Origin of the sequence: Stenotrophomonas sp. Pemsol, from assembly GCF_003586545.1 — a bacterium.
Lineage (GTDB): Bacteria > Pseudomonadota > Gammaproteobacteria > Xanthomonadales > Xanthomonadaceae > Stenotrophomonas > Stenotrophomonas sepilia.
The window spans coordinates 2350938-2370237 of sequence record NZ_CP025780.1 but is presented as its reverse complement, the minus strand read 5'-3'; the positions used below and the strand labels follow the sequence as shown (position 1 = coordinate 2370237).

The 19300-nt window shown below is 65.6% G+C and carries 12 protein-coding genes; 5 read left to right on the top strand and 7 right to left on the bottom strand.

The window, feature by feature from the left end; genetic code table 11:
• Nucleotides 1-17: 17 nt before the first annotated feature.
• Together PEM_RS11075 and PEM_RS11070 are read right to left on the bottom strand one after the other, a co-directional pair.
• Entirely contained in the window at nt 18-1109 is a 1092-nt protein-coding gene (locus PEM_RS11075) for a homocysteine S-methyltransferase family protein (protein ID WP_111127405.1), read from the bottom strand.
• 13 nt (nt 1110-1122) lie between these two features.
• Complete coding sequence (locus PEM_RS11070) at nt 1123-2052, bottom strand: metalloregulator ArsR/SmtB family transcription factor (RefSeq protein WP_049465810.1); 930 nt, start codon at nt 2050-2052, stop codon at nt 1123-1125.
• Nucleotides 2053-2204: 152 nt separating this feature from the next.
• On the opposite strand from PEM_RS11070, the gene PEM_RS11065 reads away from it, so the two are divergent.
• Nucleotides 2205-3353: an acyl-CoA dehydrogenase family protein gene (locus PEM_RS11065; protein WP_005417433.1), complete on the top strand. Its 1149-nt coding sequence runs from the start codon at nt 2205-2207 to the stop codon at nt 3351-3353.
• A gap of 233 nt (nt 3354-3586) precedes the next feature.
• Nucleotides 3587-3874, top strand: coding sequence for a hypothetical protein (locus PEM_RS11060; RefSeq protein ID WP_053499468.1), 288 nt, complete (start codon nt 3587-3589; stop codon nt 3872-3874).
• Nucleotides 3875-4026: 152 nt separating this feature from the next.
• Here the strand turns inward: PEM_RS11060 and PEM_RS11055 are convergent, their stop codons facing one another.
• From PEM_RS11055 to PEM_RS11045, 3 genes are read right to left on the bottom strand one after another with little or no spacing between them, the layout of a single operon-like run.
• Nucleotides 4027-7200: a multidrug efflux RND transporter permease subunit gene (locus PEM_RS11055; protein ID WP_005417430.1), complete on the bottom strand. Its 3174-nt coding sequence runs from the start codon at nt 7198-7200 to the stop codon at nt 4027-4029.
• A 15-nt stretch (nt 7201-7215) separates the two neighbouring features.
• Nucleotides 7216-8484 (bottom strand): efflux RND transporter periplasmic adaptor subunit, encoded by a 1269-nt coding sequence (locus tag PEM_RS11050; protein ID WP_069139730.1) that lies wholly within the window; start codon nt 8482-8484, stop codon nt 7216-7218.
• A complete protein-coding gene (locus tag PEM_RS11045; RefSeq protein ID WP_005417420.1) occupies nt 8484-9140 on the bottom strand; it encodes a TetR/AcrR family transcriptional regulator in 657 nt (218 codons plus the stop codon). The genes PEM_RS11050 and PEM_RS11045 overlap by 1 nt, the downstream gene beginning before the upstream one ends.
• Before the next feature lie 250 nt (nt 9141-9390).
• Here PEM_RS11045 and PEM_RS11040 point away from each other — a divergent pair, with 250 nt between their 5' ends.
• A complete protein-coding gene (locus tag PEM_RS11040; RefSeq protein ID WP_111127403.1) occupies nt 9391-14367 on the top strand; it encodes an NAD-glutamate dehydrogenase domain-containing protein in 4977 nt (1658 codons plus the stop codon).
• Between the two features lie 116 nt (nt 14368-14483).
• On the opposite strand, the gene PEM_RS11035 is transcribed toward PEM_RS11040, so the two are convergent.
• Nucleotides 14484-16328 carry a hypothetical protein gene (locus tag PEM_RS11035; RefSeq protein ID WP_111127401.1) on the bottom strand — a complete coding sequence of 615 codons (1845 nt, stop codon included), beginning with the start codon at nt 16326-16328 and terminating at the stop codon, nt 14484-14486.
• 492 nt (nt 16329-16820) lie between these two features.
• Here PEM_RS11035 and PEM_RS11030 point away from each other — a divergent pair, with 492 nt between their 5' ends.
• Both PEM_RS11030 and PEM_RS11025 read left to right on the top strand, forming a co-directional pair.
• Nucleotides 16821-17594, top strand: coding sequence for an NAD kinase (locus tag PEM_RS11030; protein WP_005417415.1), 774 nt, complete (start codon nt 16821-16823; stop codon nt 17592-17594).
• Nucleotides 17595-17641: 47 nt separating this feature from the next.
• Complete coding sequence (locus tag PEM_RS11025) at nt 17642-18586, top strand: 5'-nucleotidase (protein WP_005417414.1); 945 nt, start codon at nt 17642-17644, stop codon at nt 18584-18586.
• A 127-nt stretch (nt 18587-18713) separates the two neighbouring features.
• Here the strand turns inward: PEM_RS11025 and PEM_RS11020 are convergent, their stop codons facing one another.
• Nucleotides 18714-19265 (bottom strand): DUF2939 domain-containing protein, encoded by a 552-nt coding sequence (locus PEM_RS11020; RefSeq protein WP_095379107.1) that lies wholly within the window; start codon nt 19263-19265, stop codon nt 18714-18716.
• Between the last annotated feature and the right edge of the window lie 35 nt (nt 19266-19300).

Genomic DNA, 19300 nt, shown 5'->3' with positions numbered 1-19300 from the left:
GACAGTGGCGGCAACGTTCATGCGGCCTGCTCCCGGGTGCCGGGCAGTGCGCGCGGCGGTAGTCCGGCCACGGCATTGGCAATTGCACAGATATGCTCGGGGGTGGAGCCACAGCAGCCGCCGACCAGGTTCAACAGGCCATCCTCGGCGAAGCCGCGCAGGGTGGTGGCCATCTCTTCAGGGGTTTCGTCGTACTCGCCGAACGCGTTGGGCAGGCCTGCATTGGGGTGGGCGCTGACGTAACAGTCGGCGACCTGCGAGAGGGTTTCCACATGCGGGCGCATCGCATCGGCACCCAGCGCGCAGTTCAAGCCGATCGACAACGGCCGGGCGTGGGCGAGAGATGCGTGGAAGGCCTCGGCGGTCTGCCCGGACAGGGTGCGACCGGAAGCGTCGGTGATGGTGCCGGAGATCATCACCGGCAGCCGCGCGCCGCGCGCATCGAACGCTTCCTCCAGCGCATACAGCGCGGCCTTGGCGTTGAGCGTGTCGAAGATGGTCTCGACCATGAGGGTGTCGGCGCCGCCGTCGATCAGGCCCTCGATGGCTTCGCGGTAGGTGTCGCGCAGCTCGTCGAAGCTGGTGTTGCGGAAGCCGGGATCGTTGACGTCAGGGCTGATCGAAGCGGTGCGGCTGGTCGGGCCGATCACCCCGATCACGAAGCGCGGCTTGCCCGGGGTGGTTGCGGCCACTGCATCACAGCACGTGCGCGCGACCGCAGCGCCGGCCTTGTTCAACTCGTACACCAGGTGCTCGAGATGGTAGTCGGCCTGGCTGACCGAGGTTGCATTGAAGGTGTTGGTTTCGACCAGGTCCGCACCGGCCTCGAGGTAGGCGGTGTGGATGTCGGCGACGATCTGCGGCCGGGTCAACAGCAGCAGATCGTTGTTGCCCTTCAGGTCATGGCCTTCCGGTGTGGCGTGATCGCAGCCGGAGCCATGCAGATGGTCATAGCCACCGGCGAAGCGTTCGCCACGGTAATCGTCTTCCTGCAGGCCGTGGCGCTGGATCATCGTGCCCATCGCACCATCGATGATCAGGATCCGCTCGCGCAGGGCGTCGAGCAGGGCGTTGGCACGATCTGGATGCAACCAGGGCAGGGCGGGCATGGCGGTCTCGGGCTCAGGGCTTGTTGGCGATCAGCGAAATCACTTCGAAGTGCGGCGGACGCTTCTCGCGGGTGACCGTCTCCAGGCTGGACACCTGCAGGCCGGCCTTGTCGACGAACCTGCGCAGTTCCTTGTCGCTGAAGCCGAGGTTGACGTGGCCATAGGCCTCCACGGCCGCCTTGTGCTCGTGCCGGGCCAGGCTGCACAGCAGCAGGCGGCCACCCGGTCGCAGTACGCGCGCGGCTTCGGTCACTGCCTGCGCCGGTTTGCTGGCGTAGGTCAACGCGTGCATCAGCACGACCAGATCGAAGCTGCTGTCCTTGAACGGCAGGGCATGCATGTCGCCCTCGCGCACTTCCACGTTGGGCAGGCGGCGCAGGCGTTCACTGGCGGCGGCAACCACGCGCGCGCTGGTGTCGATGCAGATGTAGCGCTTGGCATGCGGGGCAACCAGTTCGGCCAGCACGCCATCACCAGAGGCGATATCCAGCACGTCGCCGGTCTCAAGCAGCGGCAGCGCGGTGCGGGCCAGCGCTTCCCACGTGCGCCCCGGCGAGTAGTGGCGTTCCATGTCGCCGGCCACGCTGTCGGCCCAGTTCTGGTCGGAGGCGCGGTGGGCCAGCACGGCGGCCACGCGTTCAGCGTCCTGGCGCAGCAGCGGGTCATCGCTTCCGTTGCTCAAGGCATGCCACAATGCACGCTGCGCGGGGTCCAGCTGGGCCTCGTCGAAGCGGTAGTAGGCCGACACGCCGGCACGGCGGTCGCGGACCAGGCCGGCTTCCTTCAGGCGTGCCAGGTGGGTGGACACGCGCGGCTGCGCCAGCCGGGTGATCGCCGACAGTTCGGCCACGGTCAGTTCCTCCTGCTCCAGCAGCGCCAGCAGGCGCACGCGAGTGGCATCGGCGAACACCTTCAGGCGGGTCGACCAGTCTTCCAGATCCATAAACATCTACCTATCGCGATATAGAGATATATTCGCTGAAGGGGCTGTCGCGGTCAAGTCGCCAGCGTACGGAAACTGCCGGGCCCCGGTACAATCGGAGCACCTGGGCGCGCCGTATGCGGCCCATAACTTCATGTACCCGGGAGGGTGTTGTGGATTTCAGCTTTACCGAAGAGCAGTTGATGCTGCAGGACGTTGCGCGGCGCATCGCGCAGGAGAAGATCGCCCCCAGTGCGGAGCATCATGACCGCACCGGCGAGTTCCCGCTGGACAACATCCGCCTGCTGGGCGAGAACGGCCTGATGGGCATTGAAGTGCCGACCGAATACGGCGGTGCGGGCATGGACCCGGTTGCGTACGTGCTGGCGATGGTGGAGGTCGCCGCCGCCGACGCAGCCCATTCGACCATCATGTCGGTCAACAATTCGCTGTTCTGCAACGGCATCCTGACCCACGGTACCGAGCAGCAGAAGCAGACCTACGTACGTGCCATCGCCGAAGGCACGGCCATCGGCGCGTTCGCGCTGACCGAGCCGCAGTCCGGTTCCGATGCCACCGCCATGCGCTGCCGCGCGGTGAAGCAGGCCGACGGCACCTTCGTCATCAATGGCAAGAAGAGCTGGATCACCTCCGGTCCGGTGGCCAAGTACATCGTGCTGTTCGCGATGAGCGAGCCGGACAAGGCCGCGCGCGGCATCACCGCCTTCATCATCGATACCGACAAGGCCGGTTTCGGTCGTGGCAAGACCGAGCCCAAGCTGGGCATCCGCGCCTCGGCCACCTGCGAGATCGAGTTCAACGACTACGTGGCGCAGGCCGAAGACGTGCTGGGCCAGGAAGGCGAGGGCTTCAAGATCGCCATGAGCGTGCTCGATGCCGGTCGCATCGGCATCGCTTCGCAGGCCATCGGCATCGCCCGTGCCGCCTATGAAGCGACGATTGAATACGTCAAGGAGCGCAAGGCATTCGGCGCGGCCATCGGTACCTTCCAGATGACCCAGGCCAAGATTGCCGACATGAAGTGCAAGCTGGACGCAGCGCTGCTGCTGACCCTGCGCGCGGCGTGGGTGAAGGGCCAGGGCAAGCGCTTCAGCAATGAGGCTGCCATTGCCAAGCTGACCGCCTCTGAGGCGGCGATGTGGATTACCCACCAGGCGGTGCAGATCCACGGCGGCATGGGGTATTCCAAGGAAATGCCGCTGGAGCGCTACTTCCGTGATGCCAAGATCACCGAGATCTACGAAGGTACTTCGGAGATCCAGCGCCTGGTGATCGCCCGCAACGAAACCGGGCTGCGCTGAGTCGCAGGGCCGCGCCGCCGCAATGGCGGCGCGGCGGTAGGTCCACGCCACGCGTGGATGCGCTGTTCTCTGGCCGTCTGTAGAGCCGAGCCCATGCTCGGCTCCGGTACAAGCAGCCGAGCATGGGCTCGGCTCTACAGAGCGGCAACCTGCGCATCGCCATACATTTCATTCTGCGGCGCCCTCCCAAAGCCCCGCTACAATGCAGGCCGTTTTTTTCATGGGTCTGCACGATGATCTATCGCGGTTGGGGAATCATGACGCTGGTGACGCCGATTGCAGCGATCCTGCTGCTGGCGTACTTCTTTCCGCATGACGGCCCCAAGGGCAATACTCCGCTGTCACAGGTTCTGTTGGGCGCAGGCCTCGGCGCAGCGGTGAACGTGGTGCTGGGCCTGTGGCTCAACCGTGCGCCGCGGCAGAAGGGGGAGGCCGCGCCCCACCATTTCTTCTTCGTACCCATGCAGTGGGCCTCGCTGATTCTGGTGGCGGTGTGCGCCGTGGTCGCGGTGATGCGCTGAGGCGTTGCCCGAACAGCGCCAACCCAGGTTGACGGATATCGGCCATGCCGTTATTCCGGTAGATGCCAACCTGGGTTGGCATGAATTCAATTGTGGCAATAAAAAGGCCCCGGATCGCTCCGGGGCCTTCTCGTTCTCAGCGCAGCACCGGATCAACGATCCGGACGATGTGCGGCATCCGCATCGCGCTGGCGTTCCATGAACTCCTTGGACGGTTCGTCCAGCTTGTCGCCCAGCATGCGGCGCACGACCACGAAGAACACCGGGATCATCAGCAGGCCGAGCAGGGTGGCGAACAGCATGCCGCCGATCACGCCGGTACCGATGGCGTGGCGGGAGTTGGCGCCGGCACCGGTGGAGATCGCCATCGGGATCACGCCCATGATGAACGCGAACGAGGTCATCAGGATCGGGCGGAAACGCAGGCGCGCCGCTTCGATGGTGGCATCACGCAGGTTCTTTCCTGCTGCGCGCTGCTCCACCGCGAACTCCACGATCAGGATCGCGTTCTTCGCCGCCAGGCCGATCACGGTGATCAGGCCGATCTTGAAGAACAGATCGTTGGGCAGGCCGCGCAGCATCGACAGGCCGAGGGCACCCAGCACGCCCAGCGGCACCACCAGCAGCACCGCCACCGGGATCGACCAGCTTTCATACAGGGCGGCAAGGCACAGGAACACCACCACGATGGACAGCACCAGCAGCAGGGTCGCAGCGTTGCCGGCCAGGATTTCCTGGTAGGACATGCCCGACCAGTCGTAGCCGAAGCCGGCCGGCAGGTCGTCGTTGACGATGCCTTCCATGGTCTGCATCGCCTCACCCGAGCTGGTGCCCGGTGCCTGCGAACCGACGATGTTGATCGCCGAGTAGCCGTTGTAGCGGCTCAGCGACGGCGGCGCCGACACCCATTCGGACTTGACCACCGTGTTCAACGGGATCATCGCGTTGGTGCCATCGGCGTTCTGGGTCAGGCTGGACGGGCTGTAGAAGCTCTTCAGCGATTCCTGGCCAGTGCGGTACGGACCATCGGCCTGCATGGTCACGCGCTTGATGCGGCCTTCGTAGAAGAAGTCGTTGACGTACACCGGGGCCAGCATCAGCTGGATGGTGCTGTACACGTCCGACACCGACATGCCCATCGACTGCGCCTGCACACGGTCCACGTGCAGCTGCAGCTGCGGCGCGTTTTCCAGGCCGTTGGGGCGCACGCCAACCAGGTGGTCCGGCTTCTGCGCGGCCTGGCCGAGCAGGATGTTGCGGGCCTGGGTCAACTGTTCGTAGCCGGCACCGCTACGGTCCTGCAGCCACATGTCAAAGCCACCGAACTGGCCGAGGCCCTGCACGGTGGGCAGGTTGACCACGAAGATCTGCGCTTCCTTGATGCCGTAGAACGCGCCGTTCATGTTCTGGATGAACTCGGGCGCGGTGAACTTGCGTTCCTCCCACGGCTTCAGGCGGATGAAGCCCATGCCCACGTTCTCGCCGGAACCGACGAAGCTGAAGCCGGCCACCTGCAGCATGCCTTCATAGCCATCCTGCTTTTCCAGGATGCCACGCATCTGCGCGAACACTTCGTTGGTCTGGCCCTTGGTCGAGCCCGGCGGCAGCTGCACGATCGCCAGCGCATAGCCCTGGTCCTCTTCCGGCAGGAAGCTGCCCGGCATGCGGGTGAACAGGAAGCCGCACAGCGCGGTCAGCACCACGAACAGGATCATCCAGCGCGGCGCATGGCGCACCGCCGAGGTGATGTGCCCCACGTAGGTGTGGCTGATCTTGTCGTAGTACTTGTTGAAGGTGCGGTAGACGATGTTCGGGTTGTCGTTGTGCGTCGGCTTGAGGAAGGTCGCGCACAGCGCCGGGGTGAAGCCCAGCGCCAGGAACGCCGAGAACGCCATCGAGATGGCGATGGTCAGCGCGAACTGCTTGTAGATCTCGCCGGCGGCACCGCCCTGCAGGGCGGAGGGGATGAACACCGCGGCCAGCACGACGGTGATCGCCACCACCGCGCCGGTGATCTGGGTCATCGCCTTCTGTGTGGCCGGCTTCGGCGCCAGGCCCTCCTCGGTCATGATGCGTTCGACGTTCTCGATCACCACGATCGCGTCGTCGACCACGATGCCGATCGCCAGCACCATCGCGAACAGCGTCAGCTGGTTGATCGTGAAGCCGATCATCCACATGCCCAGGAAGGTACCGAGCAGCGCCACCGGGATGACCAGGGTCGGGATCAGCGTGGCGCGGAAGTTCTGCAGGAAGATCAGCATCACCAGGAACACCAGGAGCACTGCTTCAAACAGTGTCTTGACCACTTCCTGGATCGAGATCTTGACGAAGGTGGTGCTGTCGTACGGCGAGAACCAGGTGACGCCGGCCGGGAAGCTGGGCTGCAGCTCGTCCATCTTGGCGCGCACCGCTTCGGCCACGTTCAGGGCGTTGGCGCCCGGCAGCAGCTGGATGGCGAAGGCGCCGGTCGGCTTGCCGTTGTACTGGGTGTCGAAGCCGTAGTTGTTGGCACCGAAGGCGACGCGGGCGATGTCCTTCAGCAGCACGCGCGAGCCATCAGCGTTGGCACGCAGGATGATGTTCTCGAATTCCTGCGGCGAGCTGAAGCGGCCTTCGGCCGAGACCGTGGCGGTGAAGTGCTGGCCTTCCGGCGACGGATCCGAACCCAGCGCGCCGGCGGCGAACTGCACGTTCTGCGCACGCACCGCGGCCAGTACCTGGCTGGCCGACAGGCCGTAGCCCTGCATCTTTTCCGGGTTCAGCCAGATGTTCATGGCGTACTCGGAACCGAACTGCTGGGTGCTGCCGACGCCGGGGATGCGCGAGACCTGGTCGAGCACGCGCGAGCCCACGATGTCGTTCAGCGCGTCACGGTTGATGGTCGGGGTATCGGACTGCAGCGCCACCACCATCAGGAAGCCGGCGTTGGCCTTGGCCACCACCACGCCCTGCTGGGTGACTTCCGAAGGCAGGCGTGGCGTGGCCAGCGAGACCTTGTTCTGCACCTGCACCTGGGCGATGTCCGGATCGGTACCGGTCTCGAAGGTCAGGGTGATCTGTGCACGGCCGTTGGAGGCGGACGAGGAGCTGAAGTACAGCAGGTGATCGATGCCGGTCAGCTGCTGCTCGATCACCTGGGTGACCGACTTTTCCGTGGTATCGGCGCTGGCGCCCGGATAGGTCGCCGAGACGGTGACCTGCGGCGGGGCGATGTTGGGATAGGACTCCACGCCCAGGTTGAGGATCGCGATCACGCCGCTGAGCGAGATCAGGATCGCAACCACCCAGGCGAAGACTGGATGTTCGATGAAAAATTTAGGCATGACGGAAGGTTCCCGTTACTGCTTGTTCGAATCGGTGGCGGCCGGCTTGGCCGCATCGGCCTGCTCGGGCTTGGCCGCGTCGGCCGGTGCCTTGCCTGCAGCCGGTGCAGCGCCCGCCGGGGCGGCGCCGCCTGCGGCCGGCTTGCCGTTGGCGTCCTGGCCAGGGGTCCACGGCTTGGCCACCGCCGGTGCACCTTCCTTGACCTTCTGCACGCCGGCCACGATCACCTTGTCACCGGCGGCCAGGCCGTCGCTGACCAGCCAGTTGCCGTTCTGCGCGCCATCGGTCTTCACGTTCTTGCGCACGACCTTGCCGTCGGCGCCGACCACCATCACGTAGCCGCCGGTGGTATCGCGCAGCAGGGCCTGCTGCGGCACCAGGAAGGCGTTGTTGCGCTCGCCCAGGTTGGCCTGGAAGCTGACGAAGGCGCCCGGCAGCAGGATCTGCTGCGGGTTCGGCAGCAGCGCGCGCAACGACACGGCGCCGGTGGCCGGGTCGACCGTGGTCGAGGAGAAGTCCAGCGTGCCCGGCTCACCATAGGTGGTGCCGTCGGCGAGCTTGACGTTGACCGTGGCCTTGCCGTCGCCGGACAGCGCCAGCGCGCCCTTGGCCTGCTGCGCGCGCAGCTGGGTCAGCTCGTCCACGCTCAACGAGAAGTTGACGTACAGCGGGTCGAGCTGGTCGACGGTGGTCAGCAGGGTCACATCGCCCTGGCCCACCAGCGCGCCCTCGGTGACCTGCTGCTTGTTGGCCACGCCACTGATCGGCGCGGTCACTTCGGCATAGCCCAGGTTGATCCGCGAGGAGGTCACTGCCGCTTCGGCCTGTTTGACCGCGGCCAGCGCGGTGCGCTCGGCCGATTCGGCGTTGTCCAGGTCGGACTTGGAGACGAACTGCTGCGGGGCCAGCGAGCGTGCGCGGTCGGCGGCGACCTTGGCGTTGGCGTAGGTCGCGCGGGCCGAGGCCAGCTGGGCCTCGGAGGCGTTGAGCGAGGCTCGCAGCGGCGCCGGGTCGATCAGGAACAGGGTCTGGCCCTGCTTGACCTGCGAGCCTTCCTGGTAGACGCGCTTGAGCAGCACGCCGGGCACGCGTGCGCGGACGTCGGCGCTGCGGAACGGCGACAGGCGGCCGACCAGTTCGCGCTGCAGCGGCAGGGTCTGCGGCTTGGCGTCGATCACGCCCACCTCCGGCGGCGGGGGCGTCTGCTGTTCCGGCTTCTTGCAGGCAGCCAGCGCGACAGCAACGGCGCACGTCAAGGCAAGGGTGCGGAGTGGGGCGGTCATCAGGAGGAACTCCGGGGTTGGTTTGTAGACGGGGCCGGCGACGGCTGAGGCGCGAAGGCGCGCAGGAAGCTGTCGACGGAGAACTCTGCCCAGCGCCGACGCAAGAGCGCGTCATCACGGTGGGGGGTATGGAAGCGCTGTTTGTCGAAATCCTGACCGGCGATCATGCTCAGCAGCAGTTCGGCCATGAAGTGCGGGTCGTCATGCCGGAGCTGGCCCTGCATGCAAACGGTTTCAATCCATTCAGCAAGATGAAGCGACAACGCGCCGGCACCATGCCGGTACAGCGTACGCGCCTCTTCGGGAAACTGGGCCGCCTCGGCCGCGATCAGCCGGCAGGCCTGCCCTACGTGCGGTTGGTTGAAATGCTCCAGGAAGTCGGTGGCGAACTGGAGCAGGCTGGCACGCAGGTCGTCACTGCGGAGTGCACGAACCATGGCCCCGGTGGCGTGGCCGACGTGGCGCTGCATTACCCGGCGCAGCAGTTGCTGCTTGCTGCCATAGCGCGAGTAGAGGGTCTGCTTGGAACAGCCGGCATGCTGGGCCACCGCGTCCATGCTCATCTGGATGCCCTGCTGGGCCAGCAGTTCGCGCACGGCATCGAACACGCGCTCATCGCGTGCGTCGAGGGCAACGGGGAGGTAGGCCGGGTTCACGCGGTGGACTATACCGTCCAGTTCAGGATTGTGGAATCGAATCGGCGTCGCCGCGTGTGTCTTCCAGTAACACGCTTTGCCGATCCTGTCGGCAGTGCTGAAGCAGGCGCCCGCTCCATACCGGAGCGAACTGAATAGGCGTCTAAACCGCAGCAAACCCGAATCTGCTTATTCCGTCCTGCAGCAAGGCCTTTTCGTGCGGTAGGGCTACAATTTCATTTTCCCAACTGAGCAAGCGCATCGCTCTGCCATGAAACCGCAAAAAACCGCAGCCAAGACCGTGAAAAACAAGACGAAACCAGCAGAGTCGGAGGTCGCAGTGACCGCTGGTTTCTCCCTGGAGCCGGTGTACACGGCCTTGCGCAAGCGCTACCCCGCGGCCGCACAGGCCGAAGCAGTGGCCTTCGCCACTGACTTCTACAAGCGCATGGAGTCGGACGAGTTCCCGCACCACAGCGCTGAAGAGTGGGCCGCTCTCGCGGCTGAGACGCTGGAATTCGCCCGGGCCCGCAAGGCTGGCAAGGCCAACGTCCGCGTGTTCAATCCGACCGCGAAGGCCAACGGTTGGGAATCGCCGCATACCGTGCTGCAGATCGTCAACGACGACATGCCGTTCCTGGTCGATACCGTCACCATGTCGCTGGCCGAGCAGGGCGTGGGCGTCCACGTGCTGGGCCACCCGGTACTGCGTTTCACCCGCGACAAGGCCGGCAAGCTGGTCAAGGTCGGCGAAGGTGATGCCGAGTCGGTGATGCTGCTGGAAATCGACCGCCAGCCGGCCGATGCGATGGCCGCCATCGAGCAGGCCATCAACAAGGCGCTGGATGAAGTGCGTGCAATCGTGCGCGACTGGCAGCCGATGAAGGACAAGGCGCTGGCACTGGCCGACGACCTGGGCAGCCGCCAGCTGCCCGTCGACGACGCGTCGCGCAAGGAAGCACAGGAGTTCCTGCGCTGGGCCGCTGACAACCACTTTACCTTCTTCGGCTACCGCGAGTACCGCGTCGAGAAGCAGGGCAAGGAAGAGGTGCTGGCGCCGCTGAACGACACCGGCCTGGGCCTGATGCGCGGCAAGGACAAGTCCGCCGCCCGTCCGGTCAAGACGCTGGCCGCGCAGGGCCTGAATACCACGTCAGGTTTGAAGGATGCGCTGATCCTGACCAAGACCAATGCCCGTTCGCGCGTGCACCGCGCCGGCTACATGGACTACATCGGCGTGCTGGAGTTCGACGCCAAGGGCAAGATCATCGGCGAGCAGCGTTTCCTCGGCCTGTTCACCTCCAGCGCCTACAACCGTCGCCCGTGGGAAATCCCGCTGGTGCGCCAGCGCCACGAGCATGTGATGAAGCAGTCCGGGCTGGCCCCGGCCAGCCACAGTGGCAAGGCCCTGCGCCATATCCTGGAAACCCTGCCGCGCGAAGAACTGTTCCAGTCCAGCGAGGACGAGCTGTTCCGCACCGCGATGGGCGTGCTGGGCCTGCAGGAACGCGTGCGCAGCCGCCTGTTCCTGCGCCGTGACAAGTACAGCCGTTTCATCTCCGCGCTGGTCTACCTGCCGCGCGAGCGCTTCAACACCGACGTGCGCCTGCGCATCGAAGCGATGCTCAAGGACGCGCTGCACGGCGAGTTCGTCGACAGCTCGGTGGTGCTGGGCGAATCGCCGCTGGCGCAGGTTCACCTGATCGTGCGCCCGAAGCCGGGTGAAATGCTCGACGTCGATACCGCCGAACTGGAGCAGAAGCTGGCCCAGGTGCTGCGCAACTGGCAGGACGACCTGCGCGAAGCGCTGGTGAGCCGCCACGGCGAGACCGAAGGCCTGCGCATCGCCGCCCGCATCGGCAAGGCGCTGCCGGCCGGCTACATCGAAGACAACAGCACCGCCGTTGCCGCCAACGATGTCAGCCAGCTCGACGCGCTGACCGGCCCGGACGACCTGCGCCTGAGCCTGCAGGCCGTGCCGCGCGAAAGCGGCGATGGCCTGCGCCTGAAGCTGTATCGCCAGCTGGATGACATCCCGCTGTCGGACGCGCTGCCGATGATGGAAAACATGGGCCTGCGCGTGATCGCCGAGCGTCCGTACCGCCTGTCGGTCGACAACGCGCCGGTGTACGTGCAGGACTTCGAGGTCGAGTCGACCGCTGGCGTGATCGATGCCGCCAGTGTCGATGAAGCCTTCGGCGAGACCTTCGCCCGCGTCTGGCACGGCGACGCCGAGAACGACGGCTTCAACCGCCTGGTGCTGGCTGCTGGCCTGCACTGGCGCCAGGTCGCCATGCTGCGTGGCTACTGCAAGTACCTGCTGCAGACCGGCGTGCCGTTCTCGCAGGCCTACGTGGAAGGCACCTTCGCGCGCTACCCGCTGCTGGCCCGCCTGCTGGTCGAGCTGTTCGAAGCCCGCTTCGATCCGGCCACCGGCCATGAGAGCAAGGACGACATCGCGGCCGGTCAGGCCCAGCTGAAGGCCCACTTCGATGTGCTGGCCGCTGGCGACGATGCCACCCTGAAGGTGCTCAAGAGCGTGGTCGATGCCCGCAAGGGGGACCGCGACGCGCAGATGCAGGCCACGCGCGATGCACTGCTGAAGCTGATGGATCGCGTGTCCAGCCTGGACGAGGACCGCATCCTGCGCTCGTTCATGGGCGTGATCGACGCGACCCTGCGTACCAGCTACTACCAGACCGATGCCAACGGCCAGCACGGCCATGTCATCAGCTTCAAGTTCGATTCGGCGCTGGTGCCGGACCTGCCGAAGCCGCGCCCGTACCGCGAGATCTTCGTGTACGGCCCGCGCGTGGAAGGTACCCACCTGCGCTTCGGCGCGGTTGCGCGTGGCGGCCTGCGCTGGTCGGATCGTCGCGAAGACTTCCGTACCGAAGTGCTGGGCCTGGTCAAGGCACAGATGGTCAAGAACACCGTCATCGTGCCGGTCGGCGCGAAGGGTGGGTTCTTCGCCAAGACCCCACCGGTGAACGGCGATCGCGACGCGATCTTCGCCAACGGCGTGGCCTGCTACAAGCTGTTCATCCAGGGCCTGCTGGACATCACCGACAACATCGTCAACAACAAGATCGTGCCGCCGGTGGATGTCGTGCGCCACGACATGGACGATCCGTACCTGGTGGTGGCCGCCGACAAGGGCACTGCGACCTTCTCCGACATCGCCAACGGCCTGGCCATCGCGCACGGCTTCTGGATGGGCGATGCATTCGCCTCCGGTGGTTCGGTCGGCTACGACCACAAGGGCATGGGCATCACCGCGCGCGGCGCGTGGGAATCGGTCAAGCGCCACTTCCGTGCGCTGGGCCGCGACAGCCAGAGCCAGGAATTCACTGCGGTTGGCGTCGGCGATATGTCCGGCGACGTGTTCGGCAACGGCATGCTGCTGTCGCGCCACATCCGCCTGGTCGCTGCGTTCGACCACCGCCACATCTTCCTGGACCCGAATCCGGATGCGGCCACGTCGTTCATCGAGCGTGAGCGCCTGTTCACCCTGCCGCGTTCGAGCTGGGCGGACTACGACACCAAGCTGATCAGCAAGGGCGGCGGCGTGTACCCGCGCAGCCTGAAGTCGATCGAGATCACCCCGCAGGTGCGCGAAGCGCTGGGCCTGGACGAGAACGTCAAGGCGCTGTCGCCGAACGATCTGATGAGCGCGATCCTGAAGGCTCCGGTCGACCTGTTGTGGAATGGCGGCATCGGTACCTACGTCAAGGCCGCCAGCGAGCAGCACAGCGATGTCGGCGATCGCGCCAACAACGCGCTGCGCGTGAACGGTGGCGAGCTGCGCTGCAAGGTGGTGGGCGAGGGCGGCAACCTGGGCATGACCCAGCTGGGCCGCATCGAGGCTGCCCAGGCCGGCGTGCTGCTCAACACCGACTTCATCGACAACTCGGCCGGCGTCGATACCTCCGACCACGAAGTCAACATCAAGATCCTGCTCAACGATGTGGTGCGGGCCAAGAAGCTGACCGTCGAGCAGCGCAACAAGCTGCTTGCGTCGATGACCGATGAGGTCGCCGAGCTGGTGCTCAACGACAACTACCGCCAGAACCAGGCGCTGAGCCTGATGGAGCGGATGGCAGTCAAGCGCCTGGGGTCCAAGCAGCACTTCATCCGCACCTTGGAACAGCAGGGCCTGCTTGATCGCCAGATCGAGTTCCTGCCGTCCGATGCCGAGCTCTCGCAGCGCAAGGCACGCGGCCAGGGCCTGACCCGTCCGGAGCTGTCGGTGCTGCTGTCCTATTCCAAGCTGGTGGCGTTCAACCAGCTGCTGGATTCGGACATTCCGGAAGATCCGTACCTGTCCAAGGAGCTGCAGCGCTACTTCCCGACCCCGCTGCAGAAGAAGTACGCCGACGCGATGGAGCGTCACCGCCTGAAGCGCGAAATCATCGCCACGGCCGTGACCAACCAGACCATCAACCGCATGGGCGCCACCTTCCTGATGCGCATGCAGGAAGACACCGGCCGTTCCATCGCCGAGGTCGCCAAGGCCTACACCATCAGCCGCGAAACGCTGGATGCGCGCGCGTTGTGGGCACAGATCGACGCGCTCGACGGCAAGGTGCCGGAGTCGGTGCAGATCGACGCCCTGGAAGTGATCTGGAAGCTGCAGCGCTCGTTCGTGCGTTGGCTGCTGTCGCGCCCGGGCGCGATGCCGGGCATCACCGAAGCGGTCAACCGCTACCAGGGACCGTTCAACGACATCCGCGTCGCTTCGGGCGTGCTGCCGGATTCGCAGCGTCCGACCTACGAAGCCCTGGTGGCCGAGTGGAAGGAAAAGGGCCTGCCGTCTGCACTGGCACAACAGCTGGCCGAACTGCACTTCCTGGAACCGGCGTTCGACATCATCGAACTGGCCCGCACCCGCAAGCTGAAGCCGGTGGACGTGTCCAAGGTCCACTTCCGCCTGGGCGATGCCCTGCAGCTGCCGTGGCTGTTCGAGCAGGTCGACGCGCTGGAAGTCAACGGTCGTTGGCACGCGGTGGCGCGTGGCGTGCTGCGTGATGAGCTTGCAGCCAACCACCGCAACCTGGCCGGGCAGGTGCTGGGCACCAAGGGCAGCAGTGCCGAGGCCAAGGTCGCTGCCTGGATGGGCCGCGATGACAACAGCCTGCGCTTCACCCTGGCGATGCTGGCCGAACTGGCCGAGCAGAAGACCCTGGACTACCCGACCGTCTCGGTCGCGGTGCAGCGCCTGGGCCAGCTGGCCGCGCATGGTGCGTAAGTGACGTAGTGCCGGGCCGTGCCCGGCGTGCGTGGAGAAAAGGAACGGCCCCGCGAAAGCGGGGCCGTTCTGTATCCGGGGCCGCTGGCCGCCGATGGCTGCCAGCAATCAGTCCATCAACGCGCGTGGCCGTAGCGGGCGACTTCGGCGGCGACACCGTTCATGTGCTGCACTTCGTCGCGCTGGCCGGGGTTGATGGCGCGGTTGCCATCGTCCACGAAGCGCAACGGCGTCGGGTACAGCGGCAGCTTGTTGCCGGCGCCGATGACCGGAACGCCCTGCATGCCATTGACCTTCATGCCCAGTGCCTTGCCCATTTCCTCACGAAGCATGTCGGTGGAGCAGAGCAGGTTCATTGCCACCGCAAACTGCTTGCGCGGCTTGGAGTGGTGGACGCCGTTGCAGCCGGTGGCCACACCACCGAAGTACACGCCGTCCGCCCCGCTGTCGCTGATCACCTGCGGTGCATGATTGGCAATCCACTCGGGAATGGCATAGGTCGGCAGGTAGTACGGCACGGTGATATCACGCACTGCCGCTTCACGGAAGCGGAACGTCGCTCCCGAGTTGTCGAGCGCCTGGTTGGTCTTCGCCAGGCTTTCGCGCATCAACTCCAAGGCCATGTCCTTCGAACCGATCTCGCCGAGCTGGCCGGAAACGGCAAACACCACGTCGACAGTGGTCGTTTCACGAATCCACTTGTAGTCCCTGAGGCGATAGGAGACCTGCTCACCCGGCAGTACCTTGTCCGACAGGCCGGGCCCGATGACCGTGGTCGTCCTAGGTGCCGGGTAAGGATGGGTGCCGGTGACATTCTCCACAACCAGTCGCGTCAGGCGCTGGAACGCATCGGGCAGTGTGACCGTGCCGCCGCCCGTGGTCACCCAGGTGAGCAGTGCGGCTGCGTTGTCGACCTTGCCACCACGAGACTTGTCAACGTCGACGCGCGACACCGGATAGCGAAGTGCGTGCCAATGGCCGGAACCGGAGCCGCCGTCGTCGACGTACATGAACTCGAACTCTTCGCCGGGGTTGGTCCAGACGTGGGCCTCGCGGTCAAAGATGTTGTCATCCTTGATCTTCAGTCCCCAGCTCGGATCGATCACTTTCGAATCAGCGACCTTGAACATGCGGCGATCACGGTCCGACGGGCTATCGGGGAAATTCAGATAGTAGCCCCGGAAGTTCTCGTTGGTGGCCGTGACCAGTGTGCGTGCCGTACTCGTCTTTCGCGATGCGTCATTCGGAAGTACGGGGCGATAGGTTGCATGATTCAGTTTCCACACGCGGAAGAAGGGATCAAAGACGTAGTGGTGCACGTCACCCGACTCGATCCGCAGGTTCGAGCGCGGGAACTGCGTATCGGCTGCGATGACCGAGCTCGGCCACGTTGCCGTGTGCCGAATGGTAACCGTGTCATAGGAGTGTGCGCCGTCGGGCAGGCCCACCTGGCCGACATGCTGCCCATCACGGAGATTGAGTACCGTTGCGAGCTTGCGTCCGTTTGAAGGAATGCGCCAGCGCGCTTCGTTCGGGCCATTGATCTCGCGCAGGTGCTTCGGGGACAGGCGCCAGGCCATGCTCATCCTGTTGCTGACGGCCAGGTTCTGGCCGGCGGGCAACATCACCTTTCTGACCTCTGAGGGCAGATGGGTGAATACACCGTCGACCTCCAGATGGCGGGGCGATGTCGCCAGGTTGGCCAGATAGATGGAACGCTCGGACAACGACAGCGAGGTGGGCAGCCGCACCCGGTCCTGCCAGTCATCATTGCGTAGCGTGAAGTACAGATTCGTATAGTTGCCCGGCAGCAGCTCGCGGTAGGCGTTTGATGCCGGGCTCAGGAAGCCGATATGGGCCTTTGCCGCTGCGGTTTGCTGAGAAGTGGCTGCGTCTTGGGCAAGACTGGCCCAGGACGGCAGTAGTGCCGCCAACGCAAGGCTGAGGTGCTTGAAGTTCATGTGTCCTCTCTCTCTGAAGGGTGGAGCGCAATCAGCCGCGGAACGGCGAGTACGCTGCTGCATGGTCGGTGCAGTACCGGACGGGAGCTATCGGACGTTGTCGGTAAACGATGCGAGCGGCCTTCGATGTGTTGGATTTTTTACAGAGTCACCTCGAGCAGATGGAAACCTCCGCGACGTTGTTCGCGTGTGCCAAGCGGTCACGGCTGCCCGCAAAAGTGCGGCTTCCGTCATCCACGATGTAGTTGGTATCGGACCCAACGCGATTGTTTCCCCGCACATCCAGGGAGCGAAGGAACAATCAGCCTTGGGCGTAGGCCGGTTCTGGAGGGCTGTGGCCGCCGTCGCCCAGGCGTTCTACTTGGTGGCGTGCAGAGGAGGGCATCGCTTGGGAATCGGAAGTCAGACAGGCAGCATTGGAATCGGCAACCTCAGTTGCGTTGGAGCAGTGGCGAGGTATGCTCTATCCACACTTCCAGGGCCCCACGCCTGATGAGCGACACCCCCCGCATCGCTTTCCTGGCCAGCACCGCCGAACCTGCACAGATGGCCCGCGCGGCGATGATCTCGCGTTATGGCGATCACGCGCCCGAGCAGGCCGACGTGCTGTGCCCGCTGGGTGGCGACGGTTTCATGCTGCAGACCCTGCACCGGCACGGGCACCTGGGCAAGCCGGTGTTCGGCATGAAGCTGGGCACCGTTGGCTTCCTGATGAACCAGTACCGCGGCGACGATGACGTGCAGGCCCGCATTGCGCGTGCCGAACCGGCCAACCTGCGCCCACTGGAAATGGTGGCGCTGACGGAGTCGGGGACCAGCACCGGCTCGCTGGCGTACAACGATGTCTCGCTCCTTCGCCAGACCCGGCAGGCGGCCCATATCGGCATCGACCTCAACGGCCAGGAGCGGGTGGCCGAGCTGATCGGTGACGGCGTGCTGGTGGCCACCCCGGCCGGCAGTACCGCCTACAATTATTCCGCGCACGGCCCGGTGTTGCCGCTGGGGTCGCATACCATCGCGCTGACGCCGCTGGCGCCGTATCGGCCGCGACGCTGGCGCGGGGCGATCCTCAAGGCCGACACCGAAGTGCGCTTCCGCGTGCTCGACCCCTACAAGCGTCCGGTCAGCGTCACCGCTGATTCGCACGAGACCCGCGATGTGGTCGAGGTGACCATCCGCGAGTCGAGGGACCGTCGTGTGACCCTGCTGTTCGACCCGGAGCACAACCTGGAAGACCGGATCCTGAGCGAACAGTTCGTTTTTTGAGGACAATGGGCGGCCGGCCCCGCCGACCGCTTGAAGGACCCCCACCGATGGGCGACAACTCCCCCCGTTTGCTGACCGTCGCGGTCACCTCGCGCGCGCTGTTCGACCTCGAGGAAAGCCACGCGCTGTTCGAGAGCGATGGCGTGGCGGCCTATGCCGAGTTCCAGCGCCAACATGAGGACGACATCCTCGGTCCCGGCGTGGCCTTTCCCGTAGTGCGCAAGCTGCTGGCACTGAACCAGGGCGCCAGCCCGGAGAACCCGCGGGTCGAGGTGATCCTGCTGTCGCGCAATTCGGCCGATACCGGCCTGCGTATCTTCAACTCGATTCAGCATTACGGCCTGGGCATCATCCGTGCGACGTTCACCGCTGGCGAGCCGACCTGGCCGTATGTGAAGCCGTTCGGCACCGACCTGTTCCTGTCGGCCAACCCGGAATCGGTGCGCAGTGCGCTGCGCCATGGCATCGCGGCGGCGACCATCCTGCCCAAACCACCGGGCGAGACCGCTGCGGCAGCGGCCGACCAGATCGATACCGGTCGCCCGGCCGGCCAGCTGCGCATTGCCTTCGACGGTGACGCAGTGATCTTCGGTGACGAGAGTGAGCGCATTTCGCGCGAGCAGGGCGTGGAAGCCTTTGGCCGCCACGAACGCGAACGCGCCCGCGAGCCACTCAGTGGCGGCCCCTTCCGCGGCTTCCTGTCGGCCCTGCACACGCTGCAGGAAGTGTTCCCGGCTGGCGACAGCGCGCCGATCCGTACCGCACTGGTGACCGCGCGGTCGGCCCCGGCGCACGAGCGGGTGATCCGTACCCTGCGGGAGTGGGGCGTGCGCCTGGACGAAGCACTGTTCCTCGGCGGCCGGCACAAGGGGCCGTTCCTGCAGGCCTTCGGTGCCGACATCTTCTTCGATGATTCGCAGCACAACATCGACAGCGCCCGCGAGCATGTAGCCGCCGGCCACGTGCCGCACGGCGTCGCCAACGAGGGCTGAGCCCGGTAGCTGCCAACCCTGGTTGGCATCGCGGCGCAGCCGCGCCCACCAAGGTGCGCGTCTACCAGAGCGGGGTATGAGGCGGCGGCAGCGCCGGGCCATGTCCGGCGAGCGCAGCGGCATGGGGCTACGGGCTGCCCGACATCCCCAACTGCAGGTCCACCACTTTCCAGCGCAGGCCCTGCGGCTCCAGCACCACCTTCATCGGTGGCTGACCGGGGCCGCGATCCACATCGATCACGAAGCGGTCCAGCGCTTCGAAATGATGTTCGGCATTCTTCAACGGCCGCGCCGGTTCAGTTGCGCCGAAGGCGTCGCCACCCTGCAGTTCATTGCGGCCACGCTTCCACAGCACGTGGCCCTGCAGCATCGCGCCGATCCCGGTCGGGGTCACCAGGGTGTCCACCGCGGCCCCCCCGAGCTGGTCGCCGAGGCCGTAGAGGAGGGCACCGAACGGGCTGGCCGCCACGTCTGGGCCGGCCTGGCGCACCAGGTAGTCATTGAGCTGCGCGCGCAGGCTGCTGCGCACGCGCGGGAAATCGACGTAGCGCTCCAGGCGCGCAGTGTCGCGCTGCTCGATGGCCTTGGACAGGCCATTGACGGTCAGGTACGGGCCGCCGAACCACCAGGCCGCCAAGGCCAGGACCAGCAGCACAAGCAGTGCGGTGAGCTTCTTCATGCCGGACAGACTGCCGCAACGGCGGCAGTGCCGGG

Bases quoted from the DNA above. Each gene is read 5' to 3' on its own strand.
- PEM_RS11075 (WP_111127405.1), bottom strand. From the start codon at position 1,109: ATGCCCGCCCTGCCCTGGTTGCATCCAGATCGTGCCAACGCCCTGCTC.
- PEM_RS11070 (WP_049465810.1), bottom strand. From the start codon at position 2,052: ATGGATCTGGAAGACTGGTCGACCCGCCTGAAGGTGTTCGCCGATGCC.
- PEM_RS11060 (WP_053499468.1), top strand. From the start codon at position 3,587: ATGATCTATCGCGGTTGGGGAATCATGACGCTGGTGACGCCGATTGCA.
- PEM_RS11055 (WP_005417430.1), bottom strand. From the start codon at position 7,200: ATGCCTAAATTTTTCATCGAACATCCAGTCTTCGCCTGGGTGGTTGCG.
- PEM_RS11050 (WP_069139730.1), bottom strand. From the start codon at position 8,484: ATGACCGCCCCACTCCGCACCCTTGCCTTGACGTGCGCCGTTGCTGTC.
- PEM_RS11040 (WP_111127403.1), top strand. From the start codon at position 9,391: ATGAAACCGCAAAAAACCGCAGCCAAGACCGTGAAAAACAAGACGAAA.
- PEM_RS11035 (WP_111127401.1), bottom strand. From the start codon at position 16,328: ATGAACTTCAAGCACCTCAGCCTTGCGTTGGCGGCACTACTGCCGTCC.
- PEM_RS11030 (WP_005417415.1), top strand. From the start codon at position 16,821: ATGAGCGACACCCCCCGCATCGCTTTCCTGGCCAGCACCGCCGAACCT.
- PEM_RS11025 (WP_005417414.1), top strand. From the start codon at position 17,642: ATGGGCGACAACTCCCCCCGTTTGCTGACCGTCGCGGTCACCTCGCGC.
- PEM_RS11020 (WP_095379107.1), bottom strand. From the start codon at position 19,265: ATGAAGAAGCTCACCGCACTGCTTGTGCTGCTGGTCCTGGCCTTGGCG.